Below are 17775 nucleotides of genomic sequence, written 5' to 3' on the forward strand. Positions count from 1 at the left end.
CAGGCTGGTGGTACTCACAGGGCGTCGGCCTCCGTCAGCTCTTCCTCGACCTCACGCATCGCGCGGATCAGCAGCGCGAAGCCGGTGACGACGGCGGCGGCGCTGATGACCGCGTCGACGATCTCCAGCTTGTCGCCCTTGCCGCGGGCTTCCTTGATCTGCTTGATCACACCGATCGCACCGACGACCTGCATGCCGACGCTGATGATCTTTCCGGCCTTGCTCTTGGGAAGCTTCTTCTTGTTCTTGGCCATCGTGAATCGACTCCTCGAAAAGTCAGAGCGCGGGTGCGCGGTCGAGCAGCGGAGCGCCCCAGCGGGACAGGTAGCCCGCCTCGACGGCGGCGCCCACCTTGTACAGCCGGTCGTCGGCCATCGCCGGGGCGATGATCTGCAGGCCGACCGGCAGGCCGTCCTCGTCCGCGAGGCCGCACGGCAGCGACATCGCGGCGTTGCCCGCGAGGTTGGACGGGATCGTGCACAGGTCCGCGAGATACATCGCCATCGGGTCGTCCGCACGCTCGCCGATCGGGAACGCCGTGGTCGGCGTCGTCGGCGAGATCAGCACGTCGACCTGGCCGAACGCGGTCGCGAAGTCGCGCGTGATGAGCGTGCGGACCTTCTGCGCCTGGCCGTAGTAGGCGTCGTAGTAGCCGGACGAGAGCGCGTACGTACCGAGCATGATCCGGCGCTTGACCTCGGCGCCGAAGCCGGCCTCGCGGGTCAGCGACATGACCTCGTCGGCCGAGCGGTTGCCGTCGTCGCCGACCCGCAGGCCGTAGCGCATCGCGTCGAAGCGCGCGAGGTTGGACGAGGCCTCCGAGGGCGCGATCAGGTAGTAGGCCGGCATCGCGTACAGGAAGCTCGGGCAGGAGATCTCGACGATCTCGGCGCCGAGTTCGCGCAGCAGCTCGACCGCGTCGGCGAAGCGCGCGAGCACGCCCGCCTGGTAGCCCTCGCCGCCGAACTCCTTGACCACGCCGATCCGCAGGCCGCGGACGCTGCCGCTGCGCGCGGCCTCGACCACGTTCGGGACGGGGGCGTCGATCGAGGTCGAGTCGAGCGGGTCGTGCCCGGCGATCGCCTCGTGCAGCAGCGCCGCGTCGAGCACCGTACGCGCGCAGGGACCGCCCTGGTCGAGCGAGGACGAGAAGGCCACGAGCCCGTAGCGGGACACGCCGCCGTAGGTCGGTTTGACGCCGACGGTGCCGGTGAGGGCGGCGGGCTGACGGATCGAGCCACCGGTGTCGGTACCGATCGCCAACGGCGCCTGGAACGACGCGATCGCGGCGGCCGAACCACCGCCCGAGCCGCCCGGGACGCGGCTCGTGTCCCACGGGTTGCCGGTCGGGCCGTACGCGGAGTTCTCGGTGGAGGACCCCATGGCGAACTCGTCCATGTTGGTCTTGCCGAGGATGACCACGCCGGCGTCCTTGAGCCGGCGGGTCACGGTCGCGTCGTACGGCGGCTTCCAGCCCTCGAGCATCTTCGACCCGCAGGTCGTCGGGATGCCCTTGGTGGTGAACACGTCCTTGAGCGCGAGCGGGACGCCGGCCAGCGGGCCGAGCCGGTCGCCGCGCGTGCGGGCCTCGTCGACGGCCTTCGCGGCGGCGAGCGCGCCCTCGGCGTCCACGTGCAGGAACGCGTGGACCTTGGTGTCCACGGCCTCGATCCGGTCGAGGTGGGCCTGGGTGACCTCGACGGCGGTGACCTTGCCGTCGGCGATGGCGGAGGCGGTCTCGGCCGCGGTCCAGCGGATGGTCTCGGTCATGGCCGTCACTCCTCTCCCAGGATGCGGGGCACCCGGAAACGCTGCTCTTCCGCGGCCGGCGCACCGGACAGCGCCTCCTCGGGGGTGAGCCCGGGGCGGATGACGTCCGGCCGCATGACGTTGGTCAGCGGCAGCGGGTGCGAGGTCGGCGGGATGTCGTCGGCTGCGACCTCGGCGACGCGGGCGACCGCGCCGATGATGTCGTCGAGCTGCGCGGCGAGGTGATCAAGCTCCTCGGCCCCGAGCTCCAGCCGCGACAGCCGGGCGAGGTGGGCGACCTCCTCGCGCGTGATGCCAGGCATGCAGCGGGTTCCTTCGGTTTGACGGGTGTGATGGGGCAAGTCTATTGGCCGGGGACACGTGTTTTTCTGCTCCCACCCGTCCGCCCGCGCCGCCTCGCGTCCGGGTCGCGGTTTTCCCGTGCCGCGCCGGCCGCCCGGACCGAGCGGTGCCCGCGAGGTGGTCGCGACGGCTTCCGGACCGGTTCACAGGTGCGAATAAATCCGGCCGGACGGCGCATCTCGCCGAACGACTCGGAAGTAACTTCACTCAAATGCCAACTTCCGTTACCGACTGGGTAAGAGAACCTTGCGAAGCCACTCTCCGGTCTGCGTCCCCCCGCGTCGATCGGCCCTTCGCACAACTCTTGGGCCCGGCGTCCGAGAGCGCGCTCGTCAAGGACTCGGGGCTTGGGAGGGGACACGATGGCCGCCATCGTGCTGGTACACGGGATCGCGCAGGAATATCGGTCGGCCCACACGCTCGAGGAGGAGTGGGTCCCACGACTGGCCCGGGGCGTCAAGGCCGCAGGTTTCCCCGAGGTCGCGGATCGGCTGTGGAAGTACCGCCACACGCGTCGCGGGATCGACGCACGGATGGCGTTCTATGGGGACCTGCTTCGCCGGCACCCGTCGCAGGGTGAGGAGATCGACGAGGACATCCAGCACGAGGTGACCGCGCGCATAGGTCGCGAATGGCTCGATCGCGCCGCGGTCCGCGGTTCGGTTCCGCCGGAACGGCAGCGTGCGGCACGTGAGATCGCCCGCCTCGAGGGCGGGCCGGGGGAGACGGGTCGCACCGTCGTGCTCTCCCCCACGTGCGGCCTCGCCGGCCTTCGGTGGTTCGCCGCCGACGGGCCCGGCTCGGCGGGCGGTTTCGTGAACAAGGCGTTGACCCAGCTGACCCGTTACCTGACGGACGATCAGACCCGTTCCAGGGTGCTCGATCGGGTCGGCACCGAGATCGGGTTCGACACGAAGGTCGTGATCGGTCACTCGCTCGGCGCGGTGGTCGCGTACGAGCTCGCGCATCGGCTGCGCAGGCCGCTGCCGTTGCTGATCACCCTCGGTTCGCCGCTGGGTCCCGACACCGTCGTCGACTCGTGGGTGCGACCACAGCCCGCGCAGCCGCCGGCGTTCGTCGAGAACTGGGTGAACCTGGCCGACCGCGACGACCTCGTGGCGGCCGACCCCACCCTCTCGCGGATGTTCCCCGTCCCCGCGGAGGGCGGGCCGGTGTTGCGAGGTGGGTATACGGGGGAGCACGGTGCCGAGCCGCATACGGCGGGCTTCTACCTCCAGCGGCGCGAGATAGGCCGGAGCGTGGGGTTGGCCTTCGGCACATAGAGCCGGGCGGCGTGGGATGGGTCGGCCCATGCTGTTGTGGGCGGTGACTGTGACGGGTGGGGCGGCCTGCGGCCCGCTTGTCCTCAAACGCCGGACGGGCTGTTTGGCCTCAAACGCCGGCCGGGCTGTCGATGGCTCGGCCGGCGTTCGGTTGTTCGGCCGGCGTTCGGTTGTTCGGCCGGCGGTTGGTTGTTCGGGTGGCGGTTGGGTTATTGCTCGGGGGGTGATATCCAAACGGCTATCATTGCTGCTTGTGGACCTTATTCGGCATCTCCGGTATTTCCGGGCCGTTGCGGAAGAGGGACACTTCGGGCATGCGGCCGAGCGGTTGCGGGTGGCCCAACCGTCGCTGTCGCAGCGGATCCAGCGGTTGGAGCGCGAGCTCGGCGTGCGTCTGTTCGATCGGAACAGTCGGGGGGTCGCGCTGACGCCCGCCGGCCGGGTCGTCCTCGCCGAGTCCGCCGAACTGCTCGCCGCCGCCGACCGGCTGACCGGCGCGGTCGCGGGGCTGCGCGGCGGTACGGCCGGCGCGATCCGGGCCGCGGTCCCGCCCGATCTCGGCGGCGCGGCCGTCGCGGCGATCCTGACCGGCTTCCGCGACCACTCACCCGGCGGCGCGCTCGAACTGCGCGAGCTGACCACCGCGCGGCAACTGCGCGAGTTGGCGGCCGGCACCCTGGACGTGGGGGTCCTGCGCCACCCGTGCGCGGTGGTCGGCCTGGATCTGGGCCCGATCCTGCACCAGCCGCTGGGCGTCCTGGTGGCGAGCGACGACCCGCTCGCGGACCCGGCCGAAATCGCGCTCGCCGATCTGACGGGGTGTGAACTCGTGCTGTTCCCCAGAGAGTCCGCGCCGGCGCTCTACGACGAGACGCTCACCGCGTGCGCGCGGCACGGCTGTACGCCGGCGGCGGTACACGAGGTACGGGGCGGCGACTTCGCGCGGGCGCTGGTCCTGTCCGGCGCGGCGGTCGCGCTGGCCCCGGAGACCACCCCCGAACCCGGCACCGTGTGGCGACCCCTGGTCGGTACGCCGCTCGCGTGGCGCACGTCCACGGCCTGGCCGCAGGGCACCGGCGGGCCGGCGGTGCGGGCCTTCACCGAGACCGCGCACGCGGCCCTGCGTCGCCATGCCGGGGTCCTCTCGGAGCGCCCCGGCCGTCCGCTGTTCCCGCGCCCCGCCTCGGAGTTCCCGCTGTGACCGTTCCCCGCCCCGGCACCCCGCGCACCCCGCGCGGCACTGTTCGCGCCGTGCGCGGCCGGATCGCCGACGCGTTCGCGAACGCGGGCGTCACCGGCTCGCTGCACGCGGTCGACATCGACTCGGGCGCCGAACTCGACCTGGGCGCCGACACCCTGGTCAGCACCGCGAGCCTGCACAAGCTGTGCCTGGTGACCACGCTGTTCCGGGAGGCGGAGGTGGGCCGGATCGAGCTGTCCCGGCGGGTCGAGTTGCCCGCGGGAGCCGCGCGCAGCCCCGGCGGCACCGGCGTCGCGGCCATGCTCGACCCGGTCGCGATGTCCCTGCGCGACCTCGCGTCGCTGGCGATCGCGGTGAGCGACAACGCGGCGGCCGACGCACTGTGGGACGAACTGGGCCTGGCCACCGTCAACGCGACGATGGCCGAGCTGGGTCTGACCCGCACCGTCGCGGTCGAGCCGCTGCGCGAGTTGTACGCGGGTCTGCGGCAGGACGCGGGCCCGGACGGACCGGCGGCCCTGGTCGACCCGGCCGTGGTGGCGCGACTGCGCGCGCTCGACCCGAACCGCTCCAACCGCGGCACGCCGCGCGACCTGACCAGGCTGCTGACCGCGGTCTGGCGGGACGAGGCGTGCGGCGGCGAGTACGGCACGGGGCTGCGCCGGGTGCTCGGCCTCCAGGCGTGGTCGCACCGGATGGCCTCCGGCTTCCCGTTCGACGACGTGCGGGTGTCCGGCAAGACCGGGACGCTGCCGACCATGCGGCACGAGGCGGGCGTAGTCGAGTACCCGGACGGCGGCCGCTACGCCCTCGCGATCTGTACCCGCTCCGCGAGCACCGAGGCGGCCCTCCCGGCGGCGGACGCGGTGATCGGCACGGCCGCCCGGATGGCGGTGGACGCGCTGCGAGCGGGCTGACGGGGTCGGCGGCGGACGCCCTGGGGCCTGTCTTCAATCCCGCGTCGGGCTCCGCGGCGTCCGGTGCCGTGCATCGGCGTGCCGGGGAAGCGCTCGCATAGTGGTTCTATTCGGGCGGTTCACCGGGGCGGCGAGGTGCGGCGCCGGGCGTCGCGGTGCTCGGCGTGGGATTGAAGACAGGCCCTAGATGCCCATTCGTACCGCGATCCCGTCGAGCAGGCAGTCGAGGCCGGTCTCGAACTGCCACTGTGGATCGTCCTTGCGTGTCGCCTCACGGGTGTAGCGGTGGAACGTCGGGTAGCGTCCGGTCCCCAGCAGCCAGGTCATCTCGGGGGCCAGTGAGGTGCGCAACTCGCCTCCGTCGGCCGCCCCCTGACCCACCATCAGCTGTTCCCTGGCGACCTCCGCGGCGGTCCGGCCCTGGACGTAGACACCCAGCGAGTCGACCGCGGCCATCATCGCGTCGACGTCCAGGCCCAGGCCGTCGAGGGCGAGCATCCCCCACTCCGCGACGGCCATCCGGTGCGGCGTCAGCGCGAGCGTCGCCCGCGACGACGGCAGTCGGGTCAGCCAGGGATGGCGCAGCATGAGCGCGCGCATCCGCACGGCGATGGTGCGCAGCGCCGTCCGCCAGTCCGCGTCGGGCTCGGGCGCGACCAGCTCGCTGTAGACCTGATCGACCATCAGCTCCAGCAGGTCGTCCTTGCCGGACACGTAGCGATAGGCCGCCATCGGCGCGACGCCGAGCGCGCCGGCCAGCCGGCGCATCGTCACCGCGTCGATGCCCTCGGCGTCGGCGATCCCCACCGCGACCTCGGCGATCCGCCCGGGGGTCAGCACCGTGCGCGGCGCGGCGGCGGAGGTGCCCGCCAGCTTCTCCCAGAGCGAGATCCGGGACGCGCCCTCGTCGTCGACCTCCGGCCGTCCGACCGAGGGCTGTTCGCGACCGGCCATGAAGGTGGCTCCTCTTCCGCTCGCCCTGCTTCTCGTCCCGCTTCGCCGTATTGCGCTGTGTACAACGTATCAAGAATAGACGCCGTACACATCGATGTGTACGATGTTCGCCTTGTCCTGGTTCGTCCGCGAGATCCCGCTGCGCGCCGCACCGGCGGAGCCGGCCGAACCGACCGGTGGCGACACCGCCCCGGTGCCCGCCGGCGGGCGCGCGTCCGCGAACTAAGCTTCCGGGCGTGGACACCCCAGAACGTACTTCTCCCTGGTCACCCGGCAGCGCCACCGGGGTCGGTTCCATGCCCGGTGAGAACATCCGCGAGACCGTCAAGATGGTGCTCGGCCTGCTGCCGGACCTGCCGCACCTGCCCGAGCTGCCCGCCCGCGGGCCGGGCGCCGACCTGACCGGCCGCTCGGCCGGCGTGCTGGTCGACCTCTACACCGACGTACAGCCCTCCGGCTGGCGCTTCGTGGGCCGGCCGGGGCGCGACCACCGGCGGGCCGGGTCGTACCTGAGCGAGGACCTGGACGCCCTGGAGGAGTTCACCCAGGGCTACACCGGCCCGCTCAAGATCCAGGTCGCCGGGCCGTGGACGCTCGCGGCCACGATCGAACTGACCTATGGCGACAAGGCGTTGGCCGACCCGGGCGCGGTCCGTGATCTGGCCACATCGCTCGCCGAGGGCATCCGGCTGCACGTCGCCGACGTGGCGCGGCGAATCCCCGGCGCCACCCTCCTGCTCCAGCTCGACGAGCCCGCGCTGCCCGGCGTGATCGCCGGCGACGTGCCCACCGCGAGCGGCTTCGGCCGGCTACGGGCCGTCGACAAGGCGGTCGTGCGGGACACGCTGCGGGATGTGATCGCGGACGCGGGCGTCCCGACGATCGTGCACTGCTGCGCGCCGGGCACGCCGATCACGCTGCTGCGCCAGACCGGCGCGGCGGGCGTGTCGCTCGACTTCGCGCTGTTGCGGCAGAGCCAGGACGAGTCGATCGGCGAGGCGGTCGAGGCCGGCTTCGGATTCTTCGCCGGCGTGGTCCCCAGCGTCGAGGCGAAACCCGACCCCGCCGAGGTCAAGCCCGGTGTGGGAGCGCGTCCACTGTCCGACCCGCCCGGTACCGTCAGGTCGGTCGGAACGTTGTGGAACAGGCTGGGTTTCCCGCCCGAGTCCCTGGGCGAGGCCGTCGTGGTGACCCCCACGTGTGGTCTCGCCGGTGCCTCGCCGGCGCATGCCCGAGCGGCCCTGGCCCACAGCGTGGTGGCCGGCCGGGTGCTTCGGGACGACCCCGAAGGCGCCATGCAGCGGCCGTAGACCGCCGTATCCAACCGTGTGCGGCGGCGTGCGGCCGCACCTGGATGTGCGCGGATGCACGTACGTGGATCCGCGAGGCGACGTGTAACGAACCTCATTCGAGCTGGTGGCGCTGGAGGGCGACGACGTGACTGGTGCGACGACCGGAGTGGACGAGATCCCGGCCGAGGTGCGCGAACGCGCCGCGACCCTCGCCCGTGAGCTGGAGGAGCACCGCTTCCGCTACTACGTGAACGACGCGCCGGTGGTCAGCGACGGCGAGTTCGACGCGCTGATGCGCGAGCTGGAGGCGATCGAGGCGGAATACCCGGCGCTGCGCACGCCGGATTCGCCGACCCAGAAGGTCGGCGGTACGTACTCGACCGACTTCACCTCGGTCGACCACCTGGAGCGCCTGCTCAGCCTCGACAACGCGATGAACGAGGACGAGCTCGACGAGTGGGACGACCGGCTCACGCGCGAGCTCGGCACGGGGTCCTTCCACTACCTGTGCGAACTCAAGATCGACGGCCTGGCGATCAACCTGCTGTACGAGAACGGGCATCTGGTCCGCGCGTTGACGCGCGGGGACGGCCGCACCGGCGAGGACGTCACGCCGAACATCCGCACGATCGCCGAGATCCCGACGAAGCTGCGCGACGACGGCGGGCACGACGTGCCGGAGCTGGTCGAGATCCGCGGCGAGGTGTTCTTCCCGATCGAGAAGTTCGACGAGTTGAACGCGCGCCTGGTCGAAGCCGGCGAGAAGCCGTTCGCGAACCCCCGCAACGCCGCTGCCGGATCGTTGCGGCAAAAGGACCCCCGGGTCACCGCGAACCGACCGCTGCACATGATCGTGCACGGCATCGGGGCCCGGCGCGGGTTCGAGATCGACTGCCAGTCGCACGCCTACGAGCGCCTGCACGCGTGGGGTCTGCCGACCGCGCGGCACAACAAGGTCGTCGAGACGATCGACGAGGTGAAGGAGTTCGTCCGGTACTTCGGCGAACACCGCAACTCGGTCGAGCACGAGATCGACGGCATCGTGATCAAGGTCGACGAGATCCCGATCCAGGGCCGGCTGGGCGCGACCTCGAAGGCGCCGCGGTGGGCGATCGCGTTCAAGTACCCGCCGCAGGAGGTGAACACCAGGCTGCTCGACATCGAGGTGGGCGTGGGCCGCACCGGTCGCGTGACGCCGTACGCGGTGATGGAGCCGGTCTCGGTGGCGGGTTCGGTCGTCGCCAGGGCGACCCTGCACAACCAGCAGGTGGTCAAGGCCAAGGGCGTGCTGATCGGCGACATGATCGTGCTGCGCAAGGCCGGTGACGTGATCCCGGAGATCCTCGGCCCGGTCGTCGACCTGCGGGACGGCAGCGAGCGCGAGTTCGAGATGCCCGCGACATGCCCCGAGTGCGGGGCGGCGCTGCGCGCGATGAAGGAGGGCGACATCGACCTGCGTTGCCCCAACACGCGGTCGTGCCCGGCGCAGTTGCGCGAGCGGATCTTCTACCTTGCCGGCCGCAAGGCGTTCGACATCGAGGCACTCGGCTACGAGACCGCCGTCGCGCTCACCCACCCCCACGCGGGGCCGTCGGTGCTGGACACCGAGGCCGACCTGTTCGCGGTGACGGTCGATCAGCTGCGCGATGTGCAGATGCTGCGCAAGGTCAACCGCAAGGGCGCGGGCGAGGACGAGAAGGAACTCGTCCCGTACTTCTGGTCGAAGGCCACCTACGACAAGGAGGGCAACGTCAAGAAGCCCTCCGAGCCCAAGGCCAACACGCTCAAGCTGATCGAGCAGTTGGAGAAGGCCAAGACCCAACCCCTGTGGCGGGTGCTCACCGCGTTGTCGATCCGGCACGTCAGCGACACCACCGCGCGCGCGATCACCAAGGGCTTCCACGACCTCGACCGACTCGCCACCGCCTCCGAGGAGGAGATCGCGTCCGTCGACGGCGTCGGTCCGATCATCGCCAAGTCCATCGTCGAGTGGTTCGCCGAGGATTGGCACCGCGAGATCATCGAGAAGTGGCGTGCCGCGGGCGTCCGGCTCGCCGAGGAGGGTGCCGGCGAGGAGAAGGCTCCCGGCCCGCTCGACCAAATCGTCGCGGTGGTCACCGGAACCCTCACCGGGTATACCCGGGACAGCTCCAAAGAAGCCCTGGAACAGCGCGGCGCCAAGGTGACCGGCTCGGTCTCGAAGAAGACCGACTTCGTCGTGGTCGGCGACAATCCCGGCTCCAAATACGACAAGGCCGTGCAACTGGGCCTGCCGATCCTCGACGACGAGGGCTTCGCCGTGCTGTTGGATCAGGGGGCGGATGCCGCCCGTGCGTGGGCGGCCGAGCGTGCCGACCGATAACCCTCCCTAGTGGTGCCGGAACGACCTACCCTGGGCGGGAGCTTGCCCTTCTCGGCAGGCTTGGTGCCCCATAGGCGTATCCGTCCCGCCGCTCGGGATGCCGCCCTACGAGGCCGCAGGGAGCAGGCGCATGGGTCGGATCGGCAGGACAGACCTGTCGCGACTGGCACGGCCGCGCGCGTTCTTCGTACACACCGGGATCGTCGCGGTGCTCGGCGTGCTCGCCCTCGTCGTGCCGTTCTCGGTGGACCTCTCCGAGGATCGCAGCCCGGTTCCGCTGACACCCGGCGTGTGGATCATGCTCGCGCTGGTGTCGCTCGACGGCGTGTACACGGCGCTGACGCGCCGGGGGTTGTACATCCCCGGCGCGATGCCGTCGATCGCGATCACGTTCGGCCTGCTGCTGGTGCACGGGTGGCAGGTCGCCGCGTTGTGGCAGGCCGTTCCGGTGCTGATCTCCGGTCTGATCAGACACGATTCCTGGTGGCGGGTCGGGTACACGATGGGCCACTACGTGATCGCGTTCGTGGCCGCCGACCTGGTGCTCGGCCTGTTCCGGATCGAACCGGGACCCGAGACGCCGCGCGCGCTCCAGGTCGCCGACTTCCCCGCGGTGGCGCTGGCCGGGATCGCCCTCGCGGGCGTCTCGCAGAGCTCGGGATGGCTGGTCCGGGCGTGTTGGCGCGGCACGAGCGCGTTCGCGCTGGTGCGCAAGGAGTTGCGGGCCCGGACGGTCTCGCACGGCGCGCTGATCGGGTTGTCCCCGCTGATCGCGGTCGTGTGCGCGGAACAGCCGTGGCTGCTGCCGCTGTTCGTGGTGCCGCTGCACACGCTGTACCGCAGCACGATGGTGCGCTTCGACCGCGAACAGGAGTCCCGCCACGACGCGCTCACGGGCCTGCCGAACCGGCGGCTGCTCCTGGAGCGCGGAGAGGAGGCCCTGGGCCGGGCCGGCGGACGCGGCGGGCGGGCCGCGCTGCTGCTGCTCGATCTGCATCGCTTCCACGAGGTCAACGACACGCTGGGGCACGTGGCCGGCGACCGGCTGTTACAGCAGGTGGGCGCCCGCCTGGAGACACTGGTCCGGCCCGGCGACACGGTGGCACGGTTGGGCGGGGACGAATTCGCGCTGCTGTTACCGGGGTTGGACCTGGACACCGATCGGCAGGCGGCCCACGAGGTCGTGCTGGGTCTCGCGCAGCGGATCGTGGATCGGCTGGGCGAGCCGTTCGATCTGGACGAGTTGACCCTGGACGTGGAGGCGAGCGTCGGGGTCGCGATCTTCCCGGAGCACGCGGCGGACGTGCTCGGTCTGCTGCAGTTCGCCGATGTCGCGATGTACCTGGCCAAGCGCTCGCGCAGCGGCGTGGAGTTGTACGACGACTCGCGCGACGTCAACACGCGCGACAAGCTGCTGCTGCTCGGCGATCTGCGGCGGGCCCTGGACAACCACGAGGTCGAGCTGCACTACCAGCCGAAGATCCGGCTCGCGGACGGCCGGGTGGACGGCTGCGAGGCGCTGGTGCGGTGGCGGCATCCGACCAGGGGGCAGGTCTCGCCCGAGGAGTTCGTGCTGCTCGCGGAACAGACCGGGCTGATGCCGCGGCTGACGCGGTATGTGGTGGACGTCGCGCTCGACCAGGTCGCGCGCTGGCACGCGGAGGGGATCGACGTCCCGGTCGCGGTGAACATCTCCGCGCGGGACATCCATGTCCCGTCGTTCGCGGACTCGGTGGCGGCCGGGCTGCGCGAACACGACGTGTCGGCCGAGGCGTTGCAGTTGGAGATCACCGAGCGGGTACTGCTGGAGGAGCCGCAACGGGCCGCCGAATCCCTGGACGCGCTGCGGCGGTTGGGGGTGCGGTTGTCCCTGGACGACTTCGGGACGGGGTACTCCTCGCTCGTGCATCTGCGACACATTCCGGTGAGCGAGATCAAGATCGACCGGTCGTTCGTGGCCCGGTTGACGATGAACGAGGAGGACGCGGCGATCGTCTGCTCGATCGTGCAGCTGGCCCACTCGCTGGGGTTGCGGGTGGTCGCGGAGGGCGTCGAGGACGAGGCGACGTACCAGCGGCTGCGCGAGCTGGGTTGCGATTCGGCGCAGGGCTGGCTGATGTCGAAGGCGCTGCCGAGCGACGAGGCGACGGCCTGGCTGCTGCGGCACGGGGTGGGCGGGCACGCGACGCCGGTGGGGCCGGTGGAGGCGCATCGTCATCGGCGGGCGGATGTGCGGTGACGCCTTCGGCTTCGGGGTCGGCCGCCCGGGCCGCGCCCGCTACTCGCGCCTCGCTGGCCGAGGTCCTGTCACGCCCGCCCGCCCACCCGGGCGGGGCCTCACTGCGCCTCGGCCGCCGCCTTGTCGCGCTGCTCGGCCGCGGCGCGCTCGGCCGCGCTGCCCTCGATGCAGAACTCGTTGCCTGCCGGGTCCTCGAAGACCACCCAGCCGCGGCCGTTCGGCTTGCGCATGTCGGAGACGATGACCCCGCCGATCGCGGCCACCCGCTCCACTTCCCGGTCGCGCGGGCGGTCCGGCTCCAGGTCGAGGTGCACCCGGTTCTTCAGCGTCTTGTTCTCCGGTACGCGCACGAACAACAGCGTCGGCTGCCCGGCGGGCACCTCCAGGGCCACCTCGTCGTCGCCCGGCGCGTCCCCGGGATCGACCGGATGCCCGAGCACCTGGCTCCAGAACCGCGCGAGCTCGTACGGCTCGTGCGGCGCGGCACAGTCGAATGTGATGTGTTTGACGATGGAGGGCATGGGCGCTGGTACTCCTCGGCCTTCGGGAAGATCGGAACGGCCAAGGGTAGGACCGAAGCGAGCCGGCCGGCCGGCCATTATCGGCGGGACAGCGGGACAGCGGGTCACCCCACTATTTGCCCCGCCCCGACACCCGTCGTTCCGGCGCGCCGGCCGTCGCCGCAGCAGCAGTTCCGACCACAGGGCCCTGGAGGGCCACACTCGGCCACCCTCCACGAGATCACCGAATCCGCGCGCTCCGCCGCGAGGAGCACCCGCTCGGACGACTGAGCCGCGGCTCCCGCTTCGCCCGCCCTACGCCGTCCCGTCGATCGTCGCCGACCCGATGACGCGTGTCCCGTCGTACAGGACCACCGCCTGGCCCCGGGCGATGCCCCTGATCGGCTCGGCCAGGCGCACTCGGACCTCGTCGCCCACGACCTCCGCGGTCGCCGACGTCTCCTCGCCGTGTGCGCGCACCTGCGCCGTGCACGCGATGGACCCCGTCGGTGCCGGACCGCACCACCGCGGCCGGATGCCGACGAGCCGGTCGACGTCCAGGGCCTCCACCGGTCCCACCGTCACCGTGTTGTTCACCGGCGAGATGTCCAGCACGTACCTCGGCTTGCCATCCGCCGCCGGCCGGCCGATCCGCAAGCCCTTGCGCTGGCCGATCGTGTAGCCGTAGGCCCCGTCGTGCTCGCCGAGCTTGACGCCGCCGGCGTCGACGATGTCGCCGCGCTCGGTGCCCAGGTGCTTGGCCAGGAAGCCCTGGGTGTCGCCGTCGGCGATGAAGCAGATGTCGTGGCTGTCCGGCTTCTGCGCGACCGCGAGGTCACGCCGCTCGGCCTCGGCCCGCACGTCGCCCTTGTTGTCGCCGCCGAGCGGGAACATCGCGTGTGCGAGCTGGTCGGTGTCGAGCACGCCCAGCACGTACGACTGGTCCTTGCCCATGTCGACCGAGCGGTGCAGCTCGCGCGAGCCGTCGTCGTGCTCGACGATCTGCGCGTAGTGGCCCGTGCACACCGCGTCGAAGCCCAGCCCCAGCGCCTTGTCGAGCAGCGCCGCGAACTTGATCTTCTCGTTGCAGCGCAGGCACGGGTTGGGCGTACGCCCCGCCTTGTACTCGGCCACGAAGTCGTCCATGACGTCCTCGCGGAAGCGCTCGGCCATGTCCCACACATAGAAGGGGATGCCGATCACGTCCGCGGCCCGCCGCGCGTCCCGCGAGTCCTCGATCGTGCAGCAGCCGCGGGCACCCTCGCGCAGCGTCGCGGGTTTGGCCGAGAGCGCGAGGTGGACACCGACCACGTCGTGTCCGGCCTCGACCGCTCGCGCGGCGGCAACGGCGGAGTCGACCCCGCCGGACATGGCGGCGAGCACCCGGAGGCGGCGGCCGTTGGCGGGGAAAAGCGTGTGATCAGACATGGCGACTCAAGAGTACGTGGTCCCGGGCCCGACCCCCGAGGGGATTACCCGAGCCGGGAGGCTCCACCCACCGATCCATCGCCCCACCTATCGCCGCGGCGACACCGAGCCCGCCGACCGCGCCCGCGTCACCACCGGCAAAATCGCCTCGGCCAGCTCCGCCACCTCGGCGTCCGTGGTCGTGTGCCCCAGGCTGAACCGCAGCGACCCGCGTGCCCGCGCACTGTCCGCGCCCATCGCCAACAGCACATGGCTGGGCTGCGCGACCCCGGCCGAGCAGGCCGACCCGGTCGAGCACTCGATCCCGCGCGCGTCCAGCAGCAGCAGCAGCGAGTCGCCCTCACACCCCGGGAACGAGAAGTGCGCGTTGCCGGGCAGCCGGTGGGCCGGGTCGAGCCGCCGGTCGCCGTTGAGCTGCGCGTCCGGCACTGCCTCGATGATCCGCCGGACCAGTTCGTCCCGCAGCGCGCCCACCCGCCGCGCGTACCGCGGCTGTTCGCGTACCGACTCCTCGGCCGCCGTCGCCAACGCCGCGATCGACGCGGTGTCCAGCGTGCCGGAGCGCACGTCGCGCTCCTGGCCGCCGCCGTGCAGCACCGGCACCGGCGAGATGCCGCGACCGAGCACGAGCGCGCCCGCGTTGCCGGGGCCGCCGAACTTGTGCCCGGTGACGGTCATCGCGTCGAGGCCGGTCGCCGCGAAGTCCACCGGGATCTGGCCGACCGCCTGGACCGCGTCCGAGTGGAACGGGATGCCGTACTCGTGGGCGATCTCGACCAGCTCGGCGATCGGCTCGACCGTGCCGACCTCGTTGTTGGCCCACATCACCGACACCAGTGCCACCGACGCCGGATCACGCTCGATCGCCGCCCGCAGGGTGTCGGGCTGTACCCGCCCCTCCGCGTCGACGTCGAGCCACTCGACGACGGCGCCCTCGGCCGACTCCAGCCACAACACCGGGTCGAGCACCGCGTGGTGCTCGACGGGACTGACCAGCACGCGTCGCCGGGCCGGGTCCGCCGCGATCCGGGACCAGTAGATCCCCTTGACGGCGAGGTTGTCGGCCTCGGTCCCCCCGGCGGTGAAGACGATCTCGCTCGGTCGCGCACCCAACGCATGGGCCAGCGCCTCGCGGGACTCCTCCACCACTCGGCGCGCGCGTCGCCCGGACGCGTGCAACGAGGAAGGGTTGCCAAGCTGGGCAAGCTGTACGGTCATGGCCCGGATTGCCGAAGGGCGCATCGGGGTGGTCGCCGCGTGATCGAAGTAGGCCATCGCACTGCGCAGCTTAGTCGGGTGCGCGCGGGCGCCGACGCGGGCGGCCGTACACCCGTCCGTAGCGCGGCCCACCGGGCAGGAGACGGTCGAGCCACAATCGCCAGGACAGCAGCACTGCGGTCGGGTACGCGACGAGTCGCCGAAGCCGGCGCACGTCCTCTGGTTCGGTCGGCCGGTGGTCGTAGGTCAACGGCTGCTGGATCTCCCACACATCCTGTTGCAACGCGTTCCGGGGTGTGTTGGGCACGGTCCACTCTTATGAGTGGCGGCGCTGAGCCTGCCGGCTCAGCTCTCGTCGGCGCTGGTCCCGGAGTTGCGGCGCCAGGCCCGCGGCGCCCGCCACCCCCGCCGCAGGGCCAGTACACGCAGCAGGAACGCGAACATCACGGCCGCCAGGGCGGTCGCCGGGCCGAACAGGTCGAACTCGAGGAGCGCGGCCGTGATGCCCGCCCCGAGCAGCGCCGGAACGGTGTAGATCTCCCGGTCCCAGCGCAGCAACGTGGGCACTTCGCGGGCGAGCACGTCCCGCAACGCGCCGCCGCCGACGGCGGTGGTGACCCCCAGCGCCGCGGCCGGGATCGGGTTCAGCCCGTACGAATACGCCTTCGCGGTGCCGGTCACACAGAACAGCCCTAGCCCGGCCGCGTCCAGCACGTCGATCGCCGACATGATCCGCTCGACCTGGGGATGCAGGAAGAACACCAGCCCGGCCGCGATCAGCGGAGCGCTGAAGTAGCCGAGATCGGTGAAGGCCGCGGGCGGCACCGCGCCGATGATGAGGTCGCGGATCACCCCGCCGCCGAGTGCGGTGACCTCGGCGAGCAGGGTGATCCCGATGACATCGAAGTTCTTCCGGACGGCCATCAGCGCGCCCGCCGCCGCGAACACGAAGATCCCGATCAGGTCGAGGACCTGCTGGAGCGTGTGATGGAAGACCTCGGGCGGCACCTCGGGTGACATAACGGATGTTCTACACCGCCGGGTATCGACCGATGCTCATGGGGCCGGTGATGCCGGTGTGTCCGCGTTGCCGGCTTCCCCGGCTTCCGCGGTCTCCGCAGCTTCTGCGGCTTCCCCGGCTTCCCCGGCCGCTTCGGGCTTCTCCCTCTGCTTCACCAACGCGATCACCTCGCCGGCGCCCGCGCCGTCCCCGTCCGGCATGTTCTCCGGGAAGTGGCAGGCCACCTGATGCCGGGGCTTGATCTCCGCGAGCGGCGGTTCCACCGTCGAGCAGATCTCCTGTGCCTTCCAGCACCGCGTGTGGAACCGGCATGCCGGCGGCGGATCCATCGGGCTCGGCACGTCGCCCTTGAGCAGGATCCGCTCGCGGGTCTCGCGCCGCGCGGGGTCCGGCACCGGGACCGCCGACATCAGCGCGACCGTGTACGGGTGCTTGGGCGAGTCGTACAGGTCCTCGCGGTCCGCGATCTCGACGATCTTCCCGAGGTACATCACCGCGACCCGGTCGCTGGTGTGCCGGACCACCGACAGGTCGTGCGCGATGATCAGGTACGTCAGCCCGAACTCGCTCTGCAGGTCGTCGAGCAGGTTGACCACCTGCGCCTGGATCGACACGTCGAGCGCGGAGACCGGCTCGTCGGCGACCACGAGCTTGGGCCGCAGCGCGAGCGCCCGGGCGATCCCGATCCGCTGCCGCTGACCGCCGGAGAACTCGTGCGGATACCGGTTGTAGTGCTCGGGGCTGAGCCCGACCAGTTCCAACAACTCCTGGACGGCCTTCTTGACCCCGCCCTCCGGAGTGACCTTCTGCAACCGAAACGGCAGGCCGACGATCGTGCCGACGGTGTGCCGCGGGTTCAAGGAGGACTGCGGGTCCTGGAAGATCATCTGGAAGTCGCGGCGCAGCGGCCGCAGCTTCGCGCGCGAGAGCTTGGTGAGGTCGCGCCCGCCGAACTCGATCGTGCCCTCGGTCGGATCGAGCAGTCGCATCACCATCCGCCCGGTCGTCGACTTGCCGCAGCCCGACTCGCCCACCAGGCCGAGCGTCTCGCCCTCGCGGATGTCGAAGTCCAGCCCGTCCACGGCCTTGACCGTGCCGGCCCGGCGCCGCGTCATCCCGCTCCGGATCGGGAAGTGCTTGCGCAGTCCCCGAACCCGGACGAGCACCTCGCCCTGCTTCGCCCGAGCCCCGGCCTCGGCGGCCTCCGCAGCTTTCACGTCGTCTCCCGCTCGGCCACCCTCGGTCACT

Annotated in this window: 16 protein-coding genes; 6 read left to right on the forward strand and 10 right to left on the reverse strand. The window is 71.4% G+C overall.

Going from position 1 to position 17775, the window contains the following annotated elements; genetic code table 11:
- Nucleotides 1-14: 14 nt before the first annotated feature.
- Genes OG928_RS11135 through gatC form a run of 3 tightly spaced genes read right to left on the reverse strand, consistent with a single transcriptional unit; the run spans nucleotide 15 to nucleotide 2072 of the window.
- Entirely contained in the window at nucleotides 15-254 is a 240-nt protein-coding gene (locus tag OG928_RS11135) for a hypothetical protein (RefSeq protein WP_406282417.1), read from the reverse strand.
- Between the two features lie 22 nt (nucleotides 255-276).
- On the reverse strand, nucleotides 277-1770 hold the full coding sequence (gene gatA, locus OG928_RS11140; RefSeq protein ID WP_406282420.1) for an Asp-tRNA(Asn)/Glu-tRNA(Gln) amidotransferase subunit GatA: 1494 nt from the start codon (nucleotides 1768-1770) through the stop codon (nucleotides 277-279).
- A gap of 5 nt (nucleotides 1771-1775) precedes the next feature.
- Nucleotides 1776-2072, reverse strand: coding sequence for an Asp-tRNA(Asn)/Glu-tRNA(Gln) amidotransferase subunit GatC (gene gatC, locus OG928_RS11145; protein ID WP_355535084.1), 297 nt, complete (start codon nucleotides 2070-2072; stop codon nucleotides 1776-1778).
- Nucleotides 2073-2474: 402 nt separating this feature from the next.
- Between gatC and OG928_RS11150 the strand changes: the two genes are divergently transcribed.
- From OG928_RS11150 to OG928_RS11160, 3 genes are all read left to right on the forward strand, one after another.
- Nucleotides 2475-3395, forward strand: coding sequence for a hypothetical protein (locus tag OG928_RS11150; RefSeq protein WP_406282423.1), 921 nt, complete (start codon nucleotides 2475-2477; stop codon nucleotides 3393-3395).
- Between the two features lie 253 nt (nucleotides 3396-3648).
- Nucleotides 3649-4596: a LysR family transcriptional regulator gene (locus OG928_RS11155; protein WP_406282426.1), complete on the forward strand. Its 948-nt coding sequence runs from the start codon at nucleotides 3649-3651 to the stop codon at nucleotides 4594-4596.
- Between the two features lie 50 nt (nucleotides 4597-4646).
- Nucleotides 4647-5513: a serine hydrolase gene (locus OG928_RS11160; RefSeq protein WP_406290899.1), complete on the forward strand. Its 867-nt coding sequence runs from the start codon at nucleotides 4647-4649 to the stop codon at nucleotides 5511-5513.
- Between the two features lie 183 nt (nucleotides 5514-5696).
- Here OG928_RS11160 and OG928_RS11165 read toward each other — a convergent pair whose 3' ends face one another.
- A complete protein-coding gene (locus OG928_RS11165; RefSeq protein ID WP_406282428.1) occupies nucleotides 5697-6467 on the reverse strand; it encodes a TetR/AcrR family transcriptional regulator in 771 nt (256 codons plus the stop codon).
- Between the two features lie 296 nt (nucleotides 6468-6763).
- On the opposite strand from OG928_RS11165, the gene OG928_RS11170 reads away from it, so the two are divergent.
- The 3 genes from OG928_RS11170 (at nucleotide 6764) to OG928_RS11180 (ending at nucleotide 12360) form a co-directional block, all read left to right on the forward strand.
- A complete protein-coding gene (locus OG928_RS11170) occupies nucleotides 6764-7777 on the forward strand; it encodes a methionine synthase (protein ID WP_406282431.1) in 1014 nt (337 codons plus the stop codon).
- Nucleotides 7778-7904: 127 nt separating this feature from the next.
- Nucleotides 7905-10121 carry an NAD-dependent DNA ligase LigA gene (gene ligA / locus OG928_RS11175; protein ID WP_406282433.1) on the forward strand — a complete coding sequence of 739 codons (2217 nt, stop codon included), beginning with the start codon at nucleotides 7905-7907 and terminating at the stop codon, nucleotides 10119-10121.
- Nucleotides 10122-10251: 130 nt separating this feature from the next.
- Nucleotides 10252-12360: a putative bifunctional diguanylate cyclase/phosphodiesterase gene (locus OG928_RS11180; RefSeq protein WP_406282436.1), complete on the forward strand. Its 2109-nt coding sequence runs from the start codon at nucleotides 10252-10254 to the stop codon at nucleotides 12358-12360.
- A 98-nt stretch (nucleotides 12361-12458) separates the two neighbouring features.
- Here the strand turns inward: OG928_RS11180 and OG928_RS11185 are convergent, their stop codons facing one another.
- The 6 genes from OG928_RS11185 to OG928_RS11210 all read right to left on the reverse strand — a co-directional run bounded on the left by OG928_RS11185 (nucleotide 12459) and on the right by OG928_RS11210 (nucleotide 17774).
- Complete coding sequence (locus tag OG928_RS11185; protein WP_406282439.1) at nucleotides 12459-12881, reverse strand: VOC family protein; 423 nt, start codon at nucleotides 12879-12881, stop codon at nucleotides 12459-12461.
- A 294-nt stretch (nucleotides 12882-13175) separates the two neighbouring features.
- The gene (gene mnmA, locus OG928_RS11190) at nucleotides 13176-14288 is read right to left on the reverse strand and encodes a tRNA 2-thiouridine(34) synthase MnmA (protein ID WP_406282442.1); all 1113 of its coding nucleotides are present in this window, start codon (nucleotides 14286-14288) and stop codon (nucleotides 13176-13178) included.
- Between the two features lie 87 nt (nucleotides 14289-14375).
- Nucleotides 14376-15563 carry a cysteine desulfurase family protein gene (locus OG928_RS11195; RefSeq protein ID WP_406282445.1) on the reverse strand — a complete coding sequence of 396 codons (1188 nt, stop codon included), beginning with the start codon at nucleotides 15561-15563 and terminating at the stop codon, nucleotides 14376-14378.
- 13 nt (nucleotides 15564-15576) lie between these two features.
- Entirely contained in the window at nucleotides 15577-15813 is a 237-nt protein-coding gene (locus OG928_RS11200) for a hypothetical protein (RefSeq protein ID WP_406282448.1), read from the reverse strand.
- A gap of 38 nt (nucleotides 15814-15851) precedes the next feature.
- Complete coding sequence (locus OG928_RS11205) at nucleotides 15852-16526, reverse strand: trimeric intracellular cation channel family protein (RefSeq protein ID WP_406282450.1); 675 nt, start codon at nucleotides 16524-16526, stop codon at nucleotides 15852-15854.
- Between the two features lie 36 nt (nucleotides 16527-16562).
- Nucleotides 16563-17774, reverse strand: coding sequence for an ABC transporter ATP-binding protein (locus tag OG928_RS11210; RefSeq protein ID WP_406290902.1), 1212 nt, complete (start codon nucleotides 17772-17774; stop codon nucleotides 16563-16565).
- Nucleotide 17775 lies beyond the last annotated feature (1 nt).

The organism is Embleya sp. NBC_00896 (genome assembly GCF_045207785.1).
Classification (GTDB): Bacteria; Actinomycetota; Actinomycetes; order Streptomycetales; family Streptomycetaceae; genus Embleya.

Coding starts and splice junctions, on each gene's coding strand:
- OG928_RS11135 (WP_406282417.1), bottom strand. CDS start 254: ATGGCCAAGAACAAGAAGAAGCTTCCCAAGAGCAAGGCCGGAAAGATC.
- gatA (WP_406282420.1), bottom strand. CDS start 1,770: ATGACCGAGACCATCCGCTGGACCGCGGCCGAGACCGCCTCCGCCATC.
- gatC (WP_355535084.1), bottom strand. CDS start 2,072: ATGCCTGGCATCACGCGCGAGGAGGTCGCCCACCTCGCCCGGCTGTCG.
- OG928_RS11150 (WP_406282423.1), top strand. CDS start 2,475: ATGGCCGCCATCGTGCTGGTACACGGGATCGCGCAGGAATATCGGTCG.
- OG928_RS11165 (WP_406282428.1), bottom strand. CDS start 6,467: ATGGCCGGTCGCGAACAGCCCTCGGTCGGACGGCCGGAGGTCGACGAC.
- OG928_RS11170 (WP_406282431.1), top strand. CDS start 6,764: ATGCCCGGTGAGAACATCCGCGAGACCGTCAAGATGGTGCTCGGCCTG.
- OG928_RS11180 (WP_406282436.1), top strand. CDS start 10,252: ATGGGTCGGATCGGCAGGACAGACCTGTCGCGACTGGCACGGCCGCGC.
- OG928_RS11185 (WP_406282439.1), bottom strand. CDS start 12,881: ATGCCCTCCATCGTCAAACACATCACATTCGACTGTGCCGCGCCGCAC.
- mnmA (WP_406282442.1), bottom strand. CDS start 14,288: ATGTCTGATCACACGCTTTTCCCCGCCAACGGCCGCCGCCTCCGGGTG.
- OG928_RS11195 (WP_406282445.1), bottom strand. CDS start 15,563: ATGGCCTACTTCGATCACGCGGCGACCACCCCGATGCGCCCTTCGGCA.
- OG928_RS11205 (WP_406282450.1), bottom strand. CDS start 16,526: ATGTCACCCGAGGTGCCGCCCGAGGTCTTCCATCACACGCTCCAGCAG.